The following is a 20,771-nucleotide window of genomic DNA, read 5'->3' as shown; positions in this document are numbered from 1 at the left end:
TCGGGAACTTCCCCGTAAAGATAGAGATTCTTGCATTTAATTATAGCATAGACTGACAAAAAAACCACATATATTTCGTTTTTAGTCGAACAATCCAGAATTGTGCAAAACATAGAATTCAAAAAGAAAAAATTTATTTTTTTATTTCAAGATGCTTGCAAAAATATTTTTTTGTGATATGATTGCGTTAAAGAAGAATATTCTTCTTGTTTGGCCAAACAAAAAAGAAAATTTTTTCTAGAAGGAGGAGAGTACCAAAGTATTGTTTCCTTGCATCAGGATCTGCCCCCCTCATATCAGAAAGATTACTAGCAGCCTTCACTTTGGTTGACTAACACTCCGCACTCAAAAGAAGGGAGAAATCATACCATGATACCTGTAGAAAATATCTCCAGTTCAACAATGGGCAATCTCCTCTACTATGTAGCGATTGTGGGACTGTTGTTGGTAGTAGCTACACTGATCCGGTTAAAGGTTCCTCTGTTACGGAAAGCTTTCATCCCCGCCTCTTTGCTGGCCGGACTGATAGGCTTGGCTCTTGGCCCATACGCACTCGGAGTAATCCCCCAAGATATGATATCTTCAATCGGGACATTGCCAACTCACATGATTACCGTGGTATTTGCCTGTATGCTTCTTGGCGTTAAAAAGTAGGAATCCGGCAAAGAAGTTTTTCACGATGCCGCTGCTGGTTTGGGCTGGTTATGGTCCAACAGCTTCATGCAGGTAGGTGTGGCCAGTCTGCTTTGTGCGGTGCTGTTTACTCCTGTGTTTGGCGTAAATCCTCTCTTTGGATCTCTGTTTGAAATCGGTTTTGCCGGAGGACATGGCACCGCCGGCGGCATGGCCAGTGTCTTCAAAGAGCAGCTGAACTGGGCTGACGGCGCCGACTTGGCTATGACCACAGCGACCATTGGTCTGCTGTGCGGTATTTTCGGCGGCATGATCATCATTAACTACGGCGTTCGCAAGAAATATACCAAGGTGCTGACTGAACCTGCCACGGGCGGAACTACCAAAGAAGTATTCCCTGAGGGAGCGCGCGAGCCTGCTGCTCATATGACCATCAGCCAGGACGTGGTAGAGCCCTTCGCCTTCCACCTTGGCATTATCGGCATTTCCATTCTCATCGGCCGTATCATCGTGTGGGGCTTTGCTCAGATCTTTGGTTACTCCGGTCTGCCTCTGTTCCCCTTCGCCATGATCGGTGGTTGGCTGCTGAATGCGATTATGCAGCGCACCTCGTTGCGGGACCTGCTGGATCGAAACATTTTCCAGCGTATTCAGGGAATGGCGCTTGAAATTCTGGTTGTCGGTGCAATGGCTTCCATCAAGATCCCTGTGGTGCTGGCTTACTGGGCTCCTCTGCTGATCGGTTCTGTTGTAATCATTGCTCTGATGGTGCTCTGGTTCTTCTGGCTGAGCCCCCGGATCTTCCAGGACTGTTGGTTTGAGCAGGGTATCATTCGCTTTGGTGCGTTCACCGGTGTTGCCGCTGTCGGCTATATGCTTCTTCGCACTGCCGACCCCAAAATGGAAACTGAGGCTGGAACCATCTATGCTCTGGACTGTCCGCTCATGAGCCCCTTTATCGGCGGCGGACTGGTCACCACGGCATATCCTTATATCATCCAAAGCTTTGGTGCTTTGAATACTGGTCTGATCTTCTGTGCAGGCTCCATCGCAATTATCCTGCTGCTGCGAGTCCTGTTCTGGAATCGGAATTTCAAAAAACAACAGCGGTAAACTTGCTAGTTGATCTGCTCATAGAAATTGATCCACGTGTAATAAAAGATTGGAGGAGTGACATGTGGAAGAAACAGTTGCTGTAATTGGAGCCGGTAATGGCGGCACTGCAATTGCCGGCTATCTGGCCAGCTGCGGTGCAAAGGTCAACCTATGTGATTTGTTCCCGGAGTACTTGGAAGGAATTAAAAGCGCGGGCGGCATTGAGCTTGTCTTAGAAGAGAAGACCAGCTTCCAAACCCTGAATATGGTCACCTCGGATGTATCAGAAGCAATTTCCGGCGTTCGGCTGATCATGGTAGTCACCCCTTCGTTTACCCATCGTATTATCGCCCGCTCCTGTGCCCCTGTGCTTCAGGATGGGCAGATCATCGTGCTCAACCCCGGCCGCACAGGCGGAGCTCTGGAATTTTTAGAGGTGATCCAGAAAGAGGGCTGTCACAAAGATATCATCGTGGCAGAAACACAAACCCTCATCTATTCCTGCCGAAAAGTAGGAGACAACAAGGCGGAAATATACGGGGTAAAGAAAGAAGTGGATCTGGGTGCATTTCCCGCAAACCGCACCCAGGAGGTGCTGGACGCACTCCATCCCTACTATCCCCAATTTCAAGCGGCAAAAAATTGTCTTGAAACCAGCTTGTCCAACATCGGCGCACTGTTTCATCCATCCCCCATTCTTCTGAATATCGGTCGGATCGAAAATGACAAAAACGGTTACCGCTACTATTGGGACGGAATCACTCCTTCGGTGGCCGTATTGGTAAAAGCTGTGGACCGGGAGCGGATGGCAGTAGCCCACGCTTTCGGTGTTGAGGTACTAAGTGCCGAAGAGTGGCTGCGCCAGTCTTATGACACCTATGGGGATGATCTTTACCAGCTTCTCCAGCATAATCAGGCCTACGGCGACATTCAAGCTCCCCACACCATCCAGGCCAGATATGTAACCGAGGATGTCCCCATGAGTCTTGTTCCTATTTCAGAGCTTGGACACATCGCAGGTGTGTCCACCCCCGACATTGATTCCGTCATTACCCTGACATCCACCATCTATCAAAGAGACTTCCGGGGTGAGGGCCGCAACGCCGTCAATCTCGGCATTCAGGAAATGACCTTAGAGCAGGTTGCTCACTACTTTGAGACAGGCAAGAAAGAAACCCAGCCCCTGTTGATGGGCGAAAGGAAAACGGAGGCAGCATCATGAGCGTCAATCTTTTATTTCTGAATAATGCGGATATGGACCGGCTCGGAGCCGGAGATATGCAGGCAGCAATTCACGATGTAGAGCGTGCCTATGTTCTGGTGGAACAGGGCGACGTGTTGGTTCCCGGCAAGTGCGTGATGCGTTGGGGCTCCACTCCGGAGGACGAGAATGTGCTGGGCCGTATCAATGCTATGCCTGGATATATCGGCGGCGAATACAATATGGCCGGCATCAAGTGGATCGGCAGCGGACCTCAGAACTATAAGAAGGGTCTGCCTCGGGCCAGTGTAACTGTGATTCTCAACGATCCGGACACCAAACTCCCCGTCTGCGTAGCCGACGGAACAGAAGTCAGCGCCAAGCGCACGGGCGCATCCGGCGGCGTGGCCATGAAGCTGCTCGCCCGCAAGGATGCTCAGGCAATGGCCATCTGCGGTGCCGGTGCACAGGGCCGTACTCAGCTGGAGGCCGCACTGATCGTTCGCCCCTCCATCCATACTGTCTACGTCTATGATATCCGTATGGAAAGTTCGAAAAAGTTTGTGGAAGAAATGAGCGCCAAATACCCCGGCGTCGAGATGATCGCGGTGGAAAACCCAGAGGAAGGCTGCCGCAAGAGCGACATCATTGTCACGGTTACCTTGGCCAACGAGCCCATTGTCCAGGCCGAGTGGATCAAGAAGGGCGCCTTGATGCTGAACATGGCGGATTATGAATTTACATATGATTGTGTGAAGATGGCGGACAAAATCGTTGTCGACAACTGGGACACTATCAAGCACCGCATGATCAGCACAGTGGCACTTATGTGGAAAGACGGCCTGATCAAAGATGAGGATATCTATGCTCAGCTGGGGCAGATTCTGGATGGCCAGAAGAGCGGCCGGGATAACGATGATCAAATCATTTACTTCAATGCAGTCGGAACCGGCATTTTGGATCTCGCCGTAACCACCCGCTGCTATCGAAAGGCCCTGCAGGAGGGAGTCGGCACTACGCTGGCTTACTGGGAATAATCAATCCTTTTCGTCATATTGCGCACAATGCCGCGCTCTCCGTGTTCAAACGCAGGAGGGCGCGGCACTTTTATTCTCTGGCAAGCCACCTATTTGCACGTTATCCCCTGGAAATCTGCTCCTCATGTTCCTTCCACTTCTGATTCCAGTCGCTGTATGCGGGGTCTGCGCGGTGGTCGGTAAGCCCACCCTGCTTTTGCAGGTAGTCGGCCAAGAACTTGGTTGCCTTCACCGCACCGAAGTGGTTCAGGTGATCTCCCTTATCAAAGGTATCCTTTGTCCAGTCGATACCCACGGACTCCAGATTCATATCCACATAGGTACAGCCCAGCTCATCGGCAAACTTCTGGATGCCGTTGTGCCGCTCATAGCTCCAGTTGACAGGGCTCGGGGTGCTCACCAGCAGCAGCTGCGCGCCGTGGCGGTCGCACAGCTCCTTGATGGCTCTGACGTAATACTGATTCACCAGAGCAATGGATGCTACCTTGTCGGTGGGATGCATGTATTCCTCGTTGTCACAGGGCACCACCTTGGTGATGTGGGCATGGCCTTTATAGGGATGGGTCTGGGTGGCGGTGACTTTCTGGGTGACATCATCCATGCTCAGGTCCTTCCAGCGGTCGTGGTAACGAAAGACCGGCAGGGCTCTGGACAGCTCCTCCAGCACCACATTATCCAGCTTGATGGGCCGGTAGATGGCCAGTGTCTCCAGGATGACCACCTTGGGATGCTGCTTCTCCAATGCCCGCTCCAGCATGGTCCTGGTGTAGGTAAGCTTCTGGGCGTCGGTGCCGCAGGTATAGCTGGTGTACCCCGTCTCCTTCCACATCAGCAGCGGGGAGTAGCCGTTGTACGATTCGCTGTCCCCCATCACCAGAATATCGATGGAGTCCGGGGGTTCCCCCAGGATGCCATTGACCCGGGCATACTCCATTCCCGCCTCCGCAGTGTTATCTTTTGGCGCAAAAATACCAGATGCAATATAAAGTAAGGCAATCAGCCCGGCAAAAAAGAGCAGCCAGGCAATCACTCGTTTGAAATAACCCATGCAACGCCTCCTAGGAAATTAAAATCCCGCATAGATGGGGTCCACCGGCACATAGCCCGCACCGTAGGCGCCGAAGATGATCAAAGCCAGGAGGACGGCGTAGTAAACCGCCACACGCAGCGCAACCGGCGACTGCCGCAGGCGCGTTCCAAGGTGGACGCCACGCTCCTGGGCGATTCCCACCAGCACAAGCACAACCAGAAAAACCGCCACGAGCAGAAAATCCTTCTTCCGCATACCCATCTGGAACAGGCTCCCGCTGCGGATACATGCCAGAGAAAACTGGGTGACCATCTTATGAAACATAGCCAGCCCGTTGTACAGTCCATTGGCCCGGAAAAACAGCTCGCCGATGCACACCAGGATCCCAGTGCGGACCATCTGGAAGCCGCGATAGGGGACGCTGGTGCGGGAGATGCCCAGAGCCCCCGTCCACCGGACCGTCAGAGGCTCGGTCAGATTGCCCATCAGGATCAGGACAAAGTGGTACATTCCAAAGAAGACATAGTTCCACGCCGCTCCGTGCCACAGGCCGTTGCACAGCCATACACAAAGCAGAGCAATGGATCCGGCAACCAGGGGGCCATAGTGACTGCCCAGACGCTTGCGGGCCTTTGTGGTAAGCTTTTTCAGCGGCTTGGACATGGACACGGGGTAGAAGATGTAGTCCTTGAACCAGGTACCCAGGGAGATATGCCAGCGCTGCCAGAACTCCGGAATGGAACGGGAGAAGAAGGGGCGCTGGAAGTTTTCCGGAATCTGAAAACCGAAGATTCGTCCCGCTCCCACCGCCAGGTCCATGGTTCCGGAGAAGTCCATGTAGAGCTGGATGGTATAACACACGGCGGCCACGGCGATGACCAGGCCGTCATAATCCTCATAGTGATCAAAGACTGTTTTGATAAACAGGTTGAGCCGGTCGGCCACCAGGATCTTCTTCAGCAGGCCGTAGCTCATCCGCTGCAGCCCCAGCATAAAATTCTGGTAGCGCAGGGGAGGTGCCTCCCACAGCTGCTGGGCAGTCTGCTGATAGCGGCAGATGGGTCCCTCCATCAACAGGGGGAAAAAGCTGAGGTAGAGGGCCAGACGGAAGAGATTGCGGTCGGCGGGCACTTTTTGACGGTAGACATCAAAGAGGTAGGAGGCCGCCTGCATGGTGTAAAAGGAGATGCCGATGGGCAGCAGAAAGTGAGGGATACGCAGGGTGACAGGCAGGGACAGGGCTTGCAGCAGGGCGTTATAGTTGGAGAGGAAGAAGGGGGTATACTTCAGCACCACCAGCATGCCCAGCTGGAAGAGAAGGCCCAGAGCCAGGATCCTGCGCTGCTTGGTCTGCGCTCTGGCACGAAGGGCCCGGCGTTCCTCCTTGGGGGTCTCCTCCAGAAGCTCTTTGGTTCGGGCCTGGTCGTGGGCCAGCCACAGCCCGGTATGATACATAGAGAGGGTGGACAGGAGCAAATAGGCGATCAGTTTTCCGCTGACCGCCCAGAAGCACACATAACTAAACAGCAGCAAAACCGCCCGCCGGCCCCGCTGCCCCGCCAAGGCGTAGAGCAAAACGGCGGCCGGCAGGTAGAGGGCCAGATATCCGGGGGAAAAGTAGGAGGAGAAAGAGAGCATCTTATCCTTCCTCGCGCAGACGCTGGATCATCTCCCAAAGGCGCTGGGCGGAGTTGAAGTTTTCCGGGATGATCTCCACGGTGGGTACGGTGATGTCAAAGGCATCCTCCATCTCCGCTACCAGGGAGAGGATGTCCAGGGAATCCAGATAGTGTCCGTCAATGAGCTCCTCACAGTGGAGGTAGTCCACATCGGGCTGGATCTCGTTCAAAATTTCAAGCAGCTGTTCCATGGTATCGTCTCGCTTTCTGTTTTCATAATTTGGGGTATTCCAGGTACAGGTCTGAACGGGACTGCGCAGACAGAGCACCTGTCCGTCCGGGCGGCGCAGCAGTACGCCGGGCAGGTCCCGGCTGAGAAAGAGGCTGATCCCCTCGGTCATGCAGTAGGCTCCCGCGTTGCCGAAGGCCAACACATCCCCCACCTCCAGCCGGGAGAGGGGGAGCTGTTTGACCAGGATGTCATTGACGGTACACAGGGAGCCGCAGATGTTCCAGTTTTCCACCCCGTCTTCATCCCGTGGCTGCAGAAGCTCCACCTGGGGACGACGCATGGCCATACTCTGGCCGAAGTAGACCAACTGGTGGATGCCGCCGTCCACAATGGCGTAGTGCTGACTCTGATTGGTCTTTCGGTCCACCACCCGGGTCATATAGGTGCCGCAGCTGGCGGCGATGCTTCGTCCCAGCTCCAGGGTGAGCTTTCCGGGAAAAGACAGCTGGGCCAGCTGCTGGGCCGCCTGAAGGAGGACCTCCTCATCCCGCTCCGCGTCGTCGGTAAAGTAGGATACCGGGAAGCCCGGCCCCAGCTCCAGCTCCGGAATGGGACCGTACTGGTCCCGGAGGGAGGAGAGAAACTCCTCCAGCATGCGCAGCTCCCGCCCCAGGCGCTTGACCGAGGTCTTTTGGGTGCCGGAGAAATACTGGATACCCCGCACCTCAATCTGGGGGTCAGGCTGGGCCAGGATCTGGTGGATCTCCTGCCGCTCCAGTCCAAACTGGCTGCCGCTGGTCAGACGCAGCAGCAGCTTCAGCTGCCGTCCATACTTCCGGGCCACCTGGCACAACAGGTGGTACTGGGCCATGGACTCCACGGTGCAGATCATCTTCTCCACATCTTCCCGGCTGGCCAGCTCCTCCATCCACTGCGGATCCTTATATACGCCGGAGATCACATACTGCTCCGGCTTCAGGCCAAGCTGGCGGCAGATGGCATACTCCCCAGGGGAGCAGATCTCCAGCCGCTCTACCAGAGTGCTCACCTCCCGGGCCAGGAAGGGGTTGGCCTTCACCGCATAGCACAGGGCGGTATCCCGGGGCAGGACCTCCCGCAGGTGGGCCACCCGGCGCTCCAGCGTCTCCCCATCAAAGAGATAGAAGGGGGTGGGAAAGCGCCGGGTCAGCTCCAGCAGTTCTATTTTATCCACGCTTTCCGCCTCCTTTCAGCAGTTCTTTGCGGTCGATCTTTCCATTTTTGGTCAGCGGGAACTTTTCTACCGCCGTCAGGGTGCTGGGCACCATGAAGTAGGGAAGCTGCTCCTTTATTTGGCGGCGCAGCTGGGCCGCCTCTACCCCGCCCACATAGAAGGCGTGGATCTTCTGCCGCTCCTCCTCGTAGACACAGCAGCAGCGGTCCACCTCCGGCAGGGCGGACACGGCCCGCTCGATCTCCTCCAGCTCCACCCGGTGGCCCAGGTGCTTAATCTGAAAGTCCTTGCGTCCACTGTACATAAATTCTCCGTCCTCGGTATACCGGCCCAGGTCGCCGGTGCGGTAGATGAGCTCGGGGTAAGCGGGGTTGCGGGGGTCAGGCACAAAGGCGGCCGCCGTCTGCTGGGGCGAGCGGTAGTAGCCAAGGGCCAGCGCCGTACCCCGTACGCACAGCTCTCCCACCTGACCGGGCGCATGGATCTCCCGGTCCTCTCCGTCCAGTAGGAAGACCTCCTCGTTGGGGAAGGGGCGGCCGATGGGGATACCGCCCTGGTAGTCCCGCTCCCGGTCCAGGATGTGGTGGGTACAGTTGCAGGTGATCTCGGTGGGACCATAGAGATTGACAAACTGAGCCTTGGGAAGGTGCTCCATCCAGGTTTTCAGATGCTTGAGCGGCATCACCTCGCCGCTGAAGAGCACCTTGCTCACCGTATCCGGGGTACGGTAGTCCAAACCGTGGAAGGTGCTGATGAGGCACAGGGCGGATACCGCCCAGACGAGGGTGGTGACCTTGTGCTCACACAAAAAGTCCAGCAGCTCCTTCGGCCGGGAGAAGAGCCGCCGGGGAATGATAACCAGGGTAGCCTGAGCCTTCAAGGCTCCATAGATATCCTTGACCGACACATCAAAATCAAAGGGAGCCTGATTGCCGATGCGGTCCGTCTGCGTAAAGGAGAACGCGTCGGTGAAGACGTCAATGAAATCCAGCACCGAGCGGTGGCTCACCAGCACTCCTTTGGGCAGCCCCGTGGAGCCGGAGGTAAAGTTGACATAGAGGGGGTCGGTGTCGATCATCGCCGCACGGATCGCCGCCAGCTGGGACTGATCCTCCTGGCTGATCATCAGCTCCTCCACCAGCAGGATGGAGGAGGCGGGGAAGATCTCTTCCATCACACTGCGGTGGGCCTGATCGGTGATCACGCAGGATGCACCCAGCACGGATTGGATCTGCTGCAGCCGCGCCGCAGGCAGTTCCGGGTTAAAATAGGAGTAGAAGCCGCCGGCGTATACTACGCCAAAAAAGGCGCTCAGGGCGGCGCAGCCTTTTTCCATATAGATGGCTACCGGCTGCCGGGGTCGGATGCGCTGGGACAGGGCGGCGCCCACCGCCCGGCTGATATGGCACAGTTCCTGGTAGCTGAGGCTGTGTGTCTCATCCACACAGGCAGTCCGCTCCGGCGACAAAGACGCGGCCCGCTCCAGGTATTGAAGCACGTTTCGAATGGGAATCACCTGCCGTTTTGGATTAAGCAGCTTTTTCTGCTGTTGAAATTATCATAGCAGGCGTTGCTTAACGATTTGCGGTAGGGAATCTTAAAGATTCTTAACCTGCATACTCAGTAAACGTATAGGTAATTCCTCTTTCAGGGCAAAAACGGAATACCGAACAAGCGACAGAACAATCATGGGGCGCTTACCGGCGTTTTATCCATGTAGCGACCCTTTTGTCTGTTAATAAATTTTGAAAAATTTGCAATTATTTTGTCTAGAAGAGCTTAAAACATGGAATTTCTTCGAGAATCATCTTGCATTTTTTATCTAAAGTAGTAAATAATTCCATTAGATAGGAAAGGAGGAAACCCACTAATTTAATCCTTGGCGCATTATAAAATAAGGAGGAAAACATCAATGATAAAAATGCGGACACGCATTGGCAGCATTGTTCTTGCGGTAGCAATGTTGCTAACTCTTCTTCCTGTAACTGCGTTTGCGGATGGAACTGATCAGACTGTTTCACCTGTGCAGGTGGACAGCTTTGAAAAGCTTCAAAATGCTCAAACTGCGGTGGAAGGCTCTATCATTGAGGTCAGCGGGAATATCACCATGGAACAGCCTGTGACCTTTACGAACAAGGTCACTTTGAAACTGACCGAGACCGCAAATATCACCTATACCAGCGATAACAACGCTCAAATCTATCTGATTACCTTGCAGGACGGCTCTACCCTGGACATGGCTGCCGGGGCAAGGGTCGTCATGACTGGTACTGGAACACAGAATGCCAACCGTGATTGGCGGGTGATCTACTCCGATGGTGCTTTAACCGTTTCCCAGTTTGCCGGCGAGATTACTGTTGACAACGCCAGAGGGCGTGGCCTGTATGCCAAAAATGATCTGACTTTTACCGCTCCTATGGCCGGCAAGGTTACCATGAACAATCCCAATGGCGACAATCAATACACTTGCGGTATCGTTTCAAATGCAGGAAATATTGTATTTGAGAAGGGCATCACCGGTCAAATTAAAGTTGTATTTGGCGGTGGTAAAAACGGGTTTGGTATTATTGCGCAGAGTGGAAACGTTCGCATAAATGGTGACATCAGTGGCACAATTTATGTTCAATTGGGGACATCTCACATGGGATGTGGCATCAATGCTGCTACTGGTATCATTGTCACTGGCGATATCTCCGGCAGAATCTATGCTCGGGGCGGGTCTGGAAGTGGGTTCGGCATTTTTACATGGGATGGCGACATTTCTATTGCTGCAATCTCCGGTTCTGTTACCGGTGATTGTTACAACGAGATCATGAACAACTCTCAGAGCGGAGCCTCTGCCATCTACGCCTATGATGGCAATATCTACGGAACTGATGACACTACTCCGCTGGCGCTGACCGGTACCCTGTCCAGCACCGTGGGCCGCAATGATGCGTTCACCGTTCAGGCCAAGGGGAACGTCTCCATCTATATGGGCGAGGGTGCCAGCATCAATGCCCGATCTTCCTTTGGCGCTGAGTGGACAGACGTGACAGGCGATACCAGTAAGAAGCCTATGAGCAACAACTGGGGCGGCGCTGCTGCCGGCGGGACTATTGACATTGATGGTAACGATGATGCCATTACCGTCACCTCCACCAGTGCCGGCGGTAATCCGATCGAGGCCGCTTTCCAGGCAAAGACCGGTAAGCTGGAGAACGTCAGCAATATCACCAACTTCCTCTATGAGGTAGCGGAGGGTGATGAGGACTCCATCAAAGCTGCCAATGCCAAGCTGACGAGCGAGGACAAGGCGGCCATCAAAGGCTATGATGAGATGGTTGAGGATCTGCTCACGACCAAGGTGAACAATGAGCAGACACTGCGTGATGCCCTAGACAAAGCTGCAACCGGCGATATCATCGCGTTGGAGGGCGACATCGAGCTCTCCAGCCCCCTGGTAATTAATACTTCTGTCACCATCAACGGCAATAATTTTACTATCCAGGCCTCCGAAACATTTAGCGGTGATGTCATTACTGTTACTGCCGATAATACCACCATCCAGAATGTTAAGGTGGATGGCTGCAACAAGAGTGGTTACGGTATCCAGTTCTATACGGCTACAAATGGTCGGCTGGAAAACGTAACCGCCACGAACAATACCAAGAGCGGTATCAACGTAAACGCCTCCACTGTAACTGCTGTCGGTACCATTGACCTCTCCGGGAATAGCAAGAACAGCATCAATGTGGGCTTTGGCAAAAATATCAGCAGTGCCCCCGGCGCCTCCCTGGATATGACCAATGCTACCCTGGTAGGCGTGGACTTCATCTATGCAGATGCTGGCGATGTCCAGCGTGCTGATGCAGCTAATGTGGCAATTACAGTAACTGATGGTAACAACACATTTGTTGCAGTGGGGGACAATATCCTCGCACCGGTTTATTTTGTGCCCGAATCCACTGTAAAAGACAGCGCGAAGATCACCGTTGTCAATGAGAGCGGTACTCCCACCTATTACAGGTTCGTCTCTTCTCTGCAGGATGCCATTGACAACGCCGAGGATAATTCCACCATTATCCTGGCTGCTGACGAATATACGCTGAACAGCAACATCACACTCAACAAGAATGTGACCATTGTCGGCGCCAGCCAAGAAACCACCACCATTGTGGCCTACAATAATCAGTCTACTGAAAATGACTCCCGGATTAAGGTTGGGAGCGGGACTCAGGTCAAATTTGAGAATCTGACCTTTACTGCCTCTTACGGGGCTGATATCGTCGCTCCCATCATCCGCGTCGACGGCACCGGCAACGCAGTTGCTGACAGCAAGGTGACCATGAAGAACTGCACCGTCAATAGTGTGCTGGGCAACAACGATAATGTCACCTATTATGTGCTGGGCCAGGGCGGCGTGTGCGAACTGGATATCCAGGACAACGTATTCAACCTGGGCAGCTGGTTTATGTTTAACATCCAGGCTAGCGGCATCATGAAGAACAATGTGTTCAACGGAGTGGACGGAGCGAGCGGCAGAGTGGTCAATGCTACCAATCTGAACGGTCTGGTCGTAGATGGCAATACATTTGATGAGAGCCTTTACGGTACTCGGTTTGTAATTGGCGGCGACTATAAAATTACCGGAAACACCTTCGAGTCTCTGGGGGACGATCTGGCTATCGGCATCTATAACAAACCTGTTACCACCGCTGAGATTTCCAACAACATCTTCATGATGGAGGATGAATCCTACGGTATTCGTGTGACTGCTGATTGGGGCGGTGCTGCAGGTAATTTAAGTAATCTAATTCTGCACAATAACACCTTTAACGGCAACGGCATCTATGAGTTCCGCAACGACAGCTGGAGCGGTACTGCAGATCTTTCCGGGAGTGAGGCTACCGAGGAATTTACAGTAAATGTTGGTACTGAAACCACCATCAAGCTTCCCGATGCTATTGAAAAGAACGGCTATGCATTCTTGGGTTGGTATGATGGCAATAAACTGTACAATGTCGGTGAGGAAGTGACCATCACTTCTAATACCATCTTTACCGCCCGGTGGACCTACATTGACCAGGGCAGCACCTCCGGCGACTATCTTGTTAATGTGAATAAGGTCACTGGCGGCAAAATTACTGTAACTCCCGGCCGTGCCGATAAGGGTGACACTGTGACCATCACCGCGAAACCCAACGACGGCTATGAACTGGATACCCTGGTTGTCACCGACAAGAACGGCAACACGGTAAAGTTGGCCAATAAAGGCAACGGCAAGTACACCTTTACCATGCCTGGAAGCCAGATCACTATCAAAGCCACCTTCAAGGCCGCCGAGAGCTCTGCTCTGGACAACTTTACCGATGTGAATTCCAATGCTTGGTACGCTGACGCCGTGGAGTTTGTAATCGAGGAAGGCCTCATGACCGGCACTTCTGATACCACTTTTGCTCCTGACACCTCCATGAGCCGAGCAATGATCTGGACCGTACTGGCCGCCTACAATGGTGCCAACACCAGCGGTGGTAACCCCTGGTATGCTCCCAGCCAGCAGTGGGCTATGATCAACGGCGTTTCTGACGGTTCTGCCCCCAACGGTTCCATCACTCGCGAGCAACTCGCCGTAATGCTTTGGCGCGCCGCAGGCAGCCCCAGCACCAGCAAGAATCTCACCGGTTATGCTGATGCCAACGCTGTCAGCGATTGGGCTGTTGAAGCGCTTGCCTGGGCCGTGGATAACGGGATTATCTCCGGCATGAGCGGTAGCTCTCTGGCTCCTCAGAATACCGCTACTCGGGCTCAGGTTGCTGTAATGCTCATTCAGTTTGTTGAATGTATGGACGCCTAAAAATATAACAGCGCATCCAGCAATAAGGTTTATAAAAGGGCCTTGAAATCATCTGATTTCAAGGCCCTTTTAACTTATAACAAAACTGTACGCTTTTAACAATAAATTATATTTATGTTATTGGGTTCACAGACACCAAATCCTATCTCATCTACGCCTCCCCGCCAGCTGCCCTTTCAGCTTCTGCCTCAGACGGAGCACCTGGGATACGTGGTAGTTGGACACCACATCTTCTGTCGTCTCACCAACCGGTGTCTCCCGGCTGACCTTTGCTCCCAGAGCCAGCAGCGCCTGCCGGTTCTCCGGATTGAGCCGGCCTACCGCAGGCATGCTGCACAATGCCGCCAGCTCTACCATCAGAGCCTGAGCTGTATCCTCACAGGTGGAGAGCCGCTGGATCTCCCGCTTTTGCCGCTTGCGCCGCAGCAGCCGCTGCTGAGAAAAAATCGCCAGCTGTCCCTCCAAGGCATCCACTTTCTTTTCCAGATCATCCGCGTTGGGCAGATAGTCATCCCCATCGAACAAATCCTCCAGGATGCGGATCAGATCGTCATCCAGACTCTCCATCATCTGACGAATTGTTCGGCTGTTGTCATAGGGGAAGATCAGAGTATTCACCAGCATTCCAATGGCCAGCCCGATGGCGGTATCCCAGATGCGCCCCAGGGAATAGGAAACGGCCTCCACCTGGGGGTTGAGACAGATATTGACCAGCACCAGGCAGGGCAGTACCGGCACCAACTTCAATTTTAAGTGGTGATAGCTGGTGATGATCACTATAATACCAATCCCTACACCCACAATTCCAGGCGGGTGGAGCGCCATCAGCGCCATAGCCAGCAGCGCTCCCACTGTCACCCCACAGATCTGCGTCATGCAGGCCAGCAGGGAGGCGGTAAAGGTGGGGCCTACCGCGGAGATGGCACCAATGGTGGCGAACACCACTTTCGCGGTGCTGGCTCCGTAATATTCCACCACCATCAGGGAGAGGGTCACCGCCAGAGCTGTCTTAATAGTACGCATTCCTACGGGAACTTTCTTGAGCAGAGTTTTGGGAGAACCGTTCATAGCAGCGCCTCCTTTCCCAGGAAAGCAGAGCAGGGGAGAGGCGCTCTCTTTCCACGCAGGTATGTATCAGTTTTCCCTTTGCTGCGCTCAGTATAACACAGCCCCACCACCAGGACAACCGCTTTTCCCCCGCCTGCTTGACAGTCTTAAAATGCCTGTTATAATATCTCATAACATCACGTATTGCTATTTTCTGCCCTGGAAAGCGATAGTTTTTGTCCGGATTTGGACCTCGTCCGCGTGTCGCGGCCGGGTTTATGGATTCCATCGTATTCGCTGCGCTCAGGAGAAAGCGCTGGCGGTATTACCGCACATCGCCGATGTGCTTCATGATACCGCTGCACGCTTCCCCATGCACATTTGTATCGCTGGACAGGCAAAGAAGGGAGGAGAGCTTTTTGATCGTCTATCGGGAGCTCTCCTCCCTTGTGCGTGATTTAGGGATTCCCGCCAAGACCTTGTACGGCGTGAGCAACACTGTGGAAACACACTACCACAAGGTCCAGCTTCCCAAACAGGATGGCGGCGTTCGGGAACTCTCTGTGCCCGATCCCATTCTCAAGCACATTCAGCGGCGCATTACTCAGCTCCTGCTGCTCCCCATGCCTATTTCCCGCTATGCCTCAGCCTACCGCTATGGCGCAAGCACCCTGCGCAATGCCGCGCCCCACGCAGGCCAGTCCGGGATTTTAAAGCTGGATATCCGGCATTTCTTTGACAGTATTCTATACTCCACAGTCAAGGACAAGGCATTCCCGCCGGAGATCTACGCCGAGCCGCTGCGCATCCTGCTGACCATGCTCTGCTACCGCCGGGATGCACTGCCTCAGGGCGCGCCCAGTTCCCCGGCCATCACCAATATCATCATGGCACAATTCGACGAAGAGGTAGGCGCATGGTGCCGCTCCCGCTCCATCCGCTATACCCGCTACTGCGACGACATGACCTTCTCCGGCGATTTTGACCCCAGAGAGGTCAAAGCCTTTGTCTCCCAAAAGCTGCGCGAGATGGGCTTCTTTCTCAACGAGAGCAAGAGCAAGTATCTCCCCGCCGGACAGCGGCAGACTGTCACCGGCCTTGTGGTAAATGAAAAGCCCGCTGTCCCATCCGATTACCTGCACAGCCTGCGGCAGGAGCTGTATTTCTGCCAAAAATTCGGCGTGTCTGACCATATGGCCCACCTTGGGATTAAAGAATCCGAGGCGCACTATCTGGCCCGCCTGCTGGGCCGGGTAAACTATGTCCTGCAAATCACGCCCGGAAAAAAGGAGTGGGCGCAGGCCCGTGCCTGGCTGCTGGTCCAATTGTCTTCCTTAAACGATTCTTCTCCTGTTATTTCTTGACTTATTCTAAATAACTTATATTTTCTCTCAGAGTCCAAAGATTGCCCAGTTATCTCCTGTGAGGGAACCTTTCCTTTCAATGAACATAGTCATACGCTCTCTATTCGCTATAAATAGCTGGCTTATGCTTGGCGCATAGCCGTCTTTCTTGACAGACTGAAACGGCGTGACCCGCAGGTCACGCCGTTTCTACACTCTTTAGTATTAAATTGTGGGATTCCTCCATTTGATTCAGCTTTTTCAAAACACTGGCCATCATAACCCCTGCCACCAGCAAGGTAACAACGTCTGCAATAGGCGCAGAGTACAGCGGTCCCATAACCCCCGGCTCCACAAACATTGGGAATATCAGGATCAGAGGCACGCACAGGATAAAGTCCCGCAGCAGAGAAAGAATCATAGACTGTACCGGCTTGCCCAAGGATTGCAGGAAGATGCTGATAGACTTATGGATACAGCACAGCAGGATGGTGGAGAGATAGATCCGGAAGGCATAGGTCGCAAACTGGTTGTATAGGTCACTCTCGCTGCCAAACAGAGAGATGATCTGCACCGGGAAAAGCTGGAAGGCCAGCATGGACACCAGGCCGACCACAGCCTCTGCCAGCATCATCGTCTTAAAAATTTGGCGGACCCGCTGACCGTTGCCCGCGCCGTAGTTATAGCCCACAATAGGCTGACAGCCTGCGGCAATGCCTACCACAAAGGCAATGACGATCTGGAACACCTTCATCACAATGCCCACCACGGTCATGGGAATGTCGGCACCATACTCAGACAAAGCGCCATACTTCACCAGAGTGGTGTTCATCACACCCATAATGATTACAATGGACAGTTGGGGCAGCAGACTGCTGATACCCAAAGGCAGGATCTTTCCCAGCAGACCGCCCTGGGGCAGAAAGCTCTCTTTGTGCAGATGAAAAGAACGGGCGTGAAACAGGTAGCCCACTCCCAGGATGGTGGAGACGATCTGACCAGCAATGGTAGCCAGAGCCGCACCGGAAACACCCCACTGCAGCACAAAAATCGCAATGGGGTCCAGGATCACATTCAGAATGCAGCCCACCAGGGTAGACAGCATAGCAAATTTAGGACTGCCATCCGCCCGGATAATGGAGTTAAGGCCGTTTGTCACGATATAAAAGGGGATGCCGATGATAATAATATTGAAATAATCGATGGCATAGGGGAGATTGTTCTCTGTGGCACCAAAAGCCGCCAGAATCACATCCCGAAACAGGACAAACAGCACCACCAGCACCGCACTGCAGATCAGCAGCAGGGTGATCGCGTTGCCCACACTGCGGTGGGCGCTCTCGGTATCATGCTTGCCCTGGCAAATACTCAGAAAAGCTGCACAGCCGTCACCAATCATCAGGGCTACTGCCAGCGCGATGACCGTGATGGGAAAGACCACATTGGTTGCACCGTTGCCCAGATATCCTACGCCCCAGCCAATGAAAATCTGGTCCACAATATTGTACAGGGACGAGACCAGCAGGGAGAGAATACAGGGAACAGCAAATTTCAGCATCAGGCCCCCAATCGGCGCCTGAGCCAGATAACGGTTGGATGTTTGCTCCATAGATTGACCTCCTTGACACAAAACAAAGCATCAAAAAGGCGGGTCCCCAAAAGTGTGATAACCACACTCGGGGACCCGCCCATGCAATTGTGAAGGTATTATAACACAAACAATTTGTGCCGCGTAATTGTGTCTTTCTCTAAATCTTCGCCCTATGATACAGGTGTATGTGTTTAATCTTTTCCTAAGTTCAATATCCATGTTTCTAACCCTTTATTTTTACGTTTTTTACTATATCTCCTGTGATATAAAACCACCCGGCACACCATACCGATGCGCCGGGCGGTTGTTTCCTTTATAAATTGATGATCAGGCTGTTTACAGCTTCACCTTTACCACGCGTTTGCGGCAGTGGGCGGGTTTCTCCGGCGCAATCCCGGGGGCGTGGGCGTCACCGGGGAAGAAGACGGCAAACCGATCTCCGGTGAGGGTGATTTCATCCACCGGTCCGCGGTAAAACCAAATGTCGCTGTCCGGGCGGCCTTCCACTTCCTCCACCATATCCTCCAGAGGCGCAATCCCGATCTTTTCCTCCCCCTCCACCAGAAACTGGATATCAATGTAATCCCGGTGGGCCTCAGGGGTGTCGTTGGCGGGCTTACTGTCATAGGACTGGAGGGAGAAGAAGAGATCTCTCCCTTCTACTTCATACAGCTTATCCTCCAGGGTGGAAAAGTCGGTGGTACGCAGCAGCTCCAATCCCCGGTAGAGCCGGGGGAAGGTGCCTTCATACTGCTCCAGATGCTTCAGGCTGTCATAGATCATAATGGATCGACTCCTTTTTCGTCCACGGCCGGACATTTTCCGCCGCTGTACCAGATCAGCCGGTGATCTCCGAGATCTTCACCTTGCGGTCCTCCCGCAGAGAGCGGGTGGCCGCATCGGCGGTGGCGATGGCGGCCCGGGCAGCCTGGCCGGTCATGAGGGGCCGGAACTCGTCGGGAACAGGCTCGCCGTGCATGATGCCGCTAAAATACTTCATCTCATTTTTCATGATGCCGTGCAGCCACAGGGGAGGCTTCTTGCCGGGGTGGCCGTACTGGATAGCACCGTCCATCTCAGTGCTGTGATAGATGTGGGTACGGTCGTCGTCCTCCTCCTTGGTCTCGTGGACCAGGTAGTGCTCCTCCTTGCCGTCCTTGGTCTTTACCGTCATGCCCACGTTGCACATGTCGATGCGGATGGCGCCCTCGGTGCCCTGGATGAGCACATAGTGCTCCGGCCAGTGGAAGGCGGAACCGTACTCAATGAGGGCGTAGGTGTTGTTGCCGAACTCCAGGTTCAGGAACAGCATATCGTCCTCGTCGCCGAACTGCTCTCCCTGATGGGCCACGTTGCCGCCGGTCATGGTGACCTCAGTGGCGGGACCCATGATGAACTGGATGCAGTCCACCTCATGGATGTGGTGGTACAGGTGTCCGCCGGATTTGGCACGGATCTTTTTCCAGCTGATCTCAGGCTGCGGCTCCTCCCAGCCGTTGCGGGCGGAGTGGGCATAGAGCACCCGGCCAATCTTGCCCTCAGCAATGAGCTGCTTGGCATGGCGCACGCCCCGGAAGAAATTCATGACATGGCCGGCCATGAAAATCACACCGTTTTCCTGGGCCGTCTTGACCATTTCGTCACAGTCGGCATAGCACAGGGCCATGGGCTTTTCACAGAAGACATGCTTCTTATGCCGGGCAGCGGTCAGCACAGGCTCCTTGTGGAGGTAGTTGGGAGTCGCCACCAGTACCGCGTCCACATCAGGCCGGGCGCACAGGGTATCCAGATCGGTCTCCACGTCACAGCCGTACTCCTTGGCGATGGTCTCCCCGTTTTCCGGGTCCAGGACGGCCACCACCCGGGCACCTTCCTGCTCGTTCATGATGCGGCCCAGCTCGGCGCCGAAGTATCCCACACCCACAATGGCGTAACCGATGGTCTTCATAGTATGTAACCTGCCTTTCTTATTTTACCGCGCCGTCGGCCAGTCCGCCGGCGATTTTGTTTTGGATCATACAGAAGAAAATGATGGAGGGGAGAACCACAATGGCGCTGGCCGCCATCATGGAGCCCCAGTTGAGAATATCCGCGCCCTCCAGGGTCTTGACCGCCACCGACAGGGTGGTCTTGGTAGAGCTGCTCACCAGCAGCAGGGCGTAGAGGAACTCGTTCCAAGCGTTGATGAACACATAGATGGCGGTGGAGACGATGCCGGGCCGGACCAGAGGCAGCACGATGCGGGTGAATACCTGGAACCGGTTGGCTCCGTCGATCCGCCCCGACTCCTCAATGTCGATGGGCACCGTTTTGAAAAATCCCACCAGCATCCACACGGCGTAGGGTACGCTGAAGGACATGTACACCAGCACCAGGTCGCTGTTGCTCAAAAACTGGATCAGGCCCTCGGTCAGGCCCAGATCCTTCATCATGGTGGGAATAAAGCCGTAGATTCCGTTGAGCAGCCACTTCCAGGTCATGGCGGTGGCAATGGCCGGGAATCCCCAGGGAATGATGGCGAAAATGCGGAACATATTTTTGGCCACGTTGTTCTTTACCCGGTTGAGGCACAGCGCCCCAATAAATCCCACGATAACCTGTCCCAATACGCTGCAGACAGTCCAGAACAGGGTATGACCAAAGGCGGTAAAGAACTCCTCGTCCTTGAGCAGGCTGATGTAGTTCTGAAACCCGATTACATCAAAATCCGGACGGATCATGGTTTTGTTGGTAAAGCTGTATACCAGCGTGGACATCAGAGGATACACCAGCAGGCAGATCACGACCAGCATAGCCGGACCGACAAAGACCCACCGGGTCACCTTGCTTCCATAGATGCCGCCGGTGCGGGCGGCATGGCTTTTTGACTTCATAGGGGCACCTCCCACTCTCCC

At 54.1% G+C, this 20,771-nt stretch carries 15 protein-coding genes; 6 read left to right on the top strand and 9 right to left on the bottom strand.

The genetic code is table 11. The annotated features are described in order from the left end of the window. The first annotated feature begins 369 nt into the window (after nt 1–369). The 4 genes from ACLTXB_RS00570 (at nt 370) to ACLTXB_RS00555 (ending at nt 3,966) form a co-directional block, all read left to right on the top strand. Entirely contained in the window at nt 370–654 is a 285-nt protein-coding gene (locus ACLTXB_RS00570) for a hypothetical protein (RefSeq protein WP_428226020.1), read from the top strand. 39 nt (nt 655–693) lie between these two features. After that, the gene (locus ACLTXB_RS00565) at nt 694–1,746 is read left to right on the top strand and encodes a sodium/glutamate symporter (protein ID WP_428226019.1); all 1,053 of its coding nucleotides are present in this window, start codon (nt 694–696) and stop codon (nt 1,744–1,746) included. A gap of 64 nt (nt 1,747–1,810) precedes the next feature. Beyond that, nucleotides 1,811–2,950 (top strand): NAD/NADP octopine/nopaline dehydrogenase family protein, encoded by a 1,140-nt coding sequence (locus ACLTXB_RS00560; RefSeq protein ID WP_428226018.1) that lies wholly within the window; start codon nt 1,811–1,813, stop codon nt 2,948–2,950. Next, nucleotides 2,947–3,966, top strand: coding sequence for an ornithine cyclodeaminase family protein (locus ACLTXB_RS00555; protein WP_428226017.1), 1,020 nt, complete (start codon nt 2,947–2,949; stop codon nt 3,964–3,966). Before ACLTXB_RS00560 ends, ACLTXB_RS00555 begins: the two co-directional genes overlap by 4 nt. A gap of 100 nt (nt 3,967–4,066) precedes the next feature. Here the strand turns inward: ACLTXB_RS00555 and ACLTXB_RS00550 are convergent, their stop codons facing one another. Genes ACLTXB_RS00550 through ACLTXB_RS00535 form a run of 4 tightly spaced genes read right to left on the bottom strand, consistent with a single transcriptional unit; the run spans nt 4,067 to nt 9,576 of the window. Further along, nucleotides 4,067–5,014: a hypothetical protein gene (locus tag ACLTXB_RS00550; RefSeq protein ID WP_428226016.1), complete on the bottom strand. Its 948-nt coding sequence runs from the start codon at nt 5,012–5,014 to the stop codon at nt 4,067–4,069. Nucleotides 5,015–5,032: 18 nt separating this feature from the next. Continuing rightward, nucleotides 5,033–6,634 carry an MBOAT family O-acyltransferase gene (locus ACLTXB_RS00545; RefSeq protein WP_428226015.1) on the bottom strand — a complete coding sequence of 534 codons (1,602 nt, stop codon included), beginning with the start codon at nt 6,632–6,634 and terminating at the stop codon, nt 5,033–5,035. A gap of 1 nt (nt 6,635) precedes the next feature. Next, nucleotides 6,636–8,060 carry an alanine racemase gene (locus ACLTXB_RS00540; protein WP_428226014.1) on the bottom strand — a complete coding sequence of 475 codons (1,425 nt, stop codon included), beginning with the start codon at nt 8,058–8,060 and terminating at the stop codon, nt 6,636–6,638. Continuing rightward, entirely contained in the window at nt 8,053–9,576 is a 1,524-nt protein-coding gene (locus tag ACLTXB_RS00535; protein WP_428226013.1) for an amino acid adenylation domain-containing protein, read from the bottom strand. The genes ACLTXB_RS00540 and ACLTXB_RS00535 overlap by 8 nt, the downstream gene beginning before the upstream one ends. 1,125 nt (nt 9,577–10,701) lie before the next feature. On the opposite strand from ACLTXB_RS00535, the gene ACLTXB_RS00530 reads away from it, so the two are divergent. Next, nucleotides 10,702–13,896, top strand: a complete 3,195-nt coding sequence (locus ACLTXB_RS00530) for an S-layer homology domain-containing protein (RefSeq protein WP_428226012.1) — start codon at nt 10,702–10,704, stop codon at nt 13,894–13,896. A 147-nt stretch (nt 13,897–14,043) separates the two neighbouring features. On the opposite strand, the gene ACLTXB_RS00525 is transcribed toward ACLTXB_RS00530, so the two are convergent. After that, nucleotides 14,044–14,964, bottom strand: coding sequence for an FUSC family protein (locus ACLTXB_RS00525; RefSeq protein ID WP_428226011.1), 921 nt, complete (start codon nt 14,962–14,964; stop codon nt 14,044–14,046). A gap of 398 nt (nt 14,965–15,362) precedes the next feature. On the opposite strand from ACLTXB_RS00525, the gene ACLTXB_RS00520 reads away from it, so the two are divergent. Then, the gene (locus tag ACLTXB_RS00520; RefSeq protein WP_428226010.1) at nt 15,363–16,307 is read left to right on the top strand and encodes a reverse transcriptase family protein; all 945 of its coding nucleotides are present in this window, start codon (nt 15,363–15,365) and stop codon (nt 16,305–16,307) included. Nucleotides 16,308–16,485: 178 nt separating this feature from the next. Here ACLTXB_RS00520 and ACLTXB_RS00515 read toward each other — a convergent pair whose 3' ends face one another. The 4 genes from ACLTXB_RS00515 to ACLTXB_RS00500 all read right to left on the bottom strand — a co-directional run bounded on the left by ACLTXB_RS00515 (nt 16,486) and on the right by ACLTXB_RS00500 (nt 20,750). Continuing rightward, nucleotides 16,486–17,895, bottom strand: coding sequence for an MATE family efflux transporter (locus ACLTXB_RS00515; RefSeq protein ID WP_428226009.1), 1,410 nt, complete (start codon nt 17,893–17,895; stop codon nt 16,486–16,488). Between the two features lie 318 nt (nt 17,896–18,213). Continuing rightward, the gene (locus ACLTXB_RS00510) at nt 18,214–18,660 is read right to left on the bottom strand and encodes a YhcH/YjgK/YiaL family protein (RefSeq protein WP_428226008.1); all 447 of its coding nucleotides are present in this window, start codon (nt 18,658–18,660) and stop codon (nt 18,214–18,216) included. Between the two features lie 55 nt (nt 18,661–18,715). Then, a complete protein-coding gene (locus tag ACLTXB_RS00505; RefSeq protein ID WP_428226007.1) occupies nt 18,716–19,825 on the bottom strand; it encodes a Gfo/Idh/MocA family protein in 1,110 nt (369 codons plus the stop codon). Nucleotides 19,826–19,844: 19 nt separating this feature from the next. Beyond that, complete coding sequence (locus ACLTXB_RS00500; RefSeq protein ID WP_428226006.1) at nt 19,845–20,750, bottom strand: carbohydrate ABC transporter permease; 906 nt, start codon at nt 20,748–20,750, stop codon at nt 19,845–19,847. Nucleotides 20,751–20,771 lie beyond the last annotated feature (21 nt).

It is taken from the genome of Flintibacter sp., from assembly GCF_046973065.1.
This window is presented reverse-complemented; position numbering and strand designations above follow the sequence as displayed.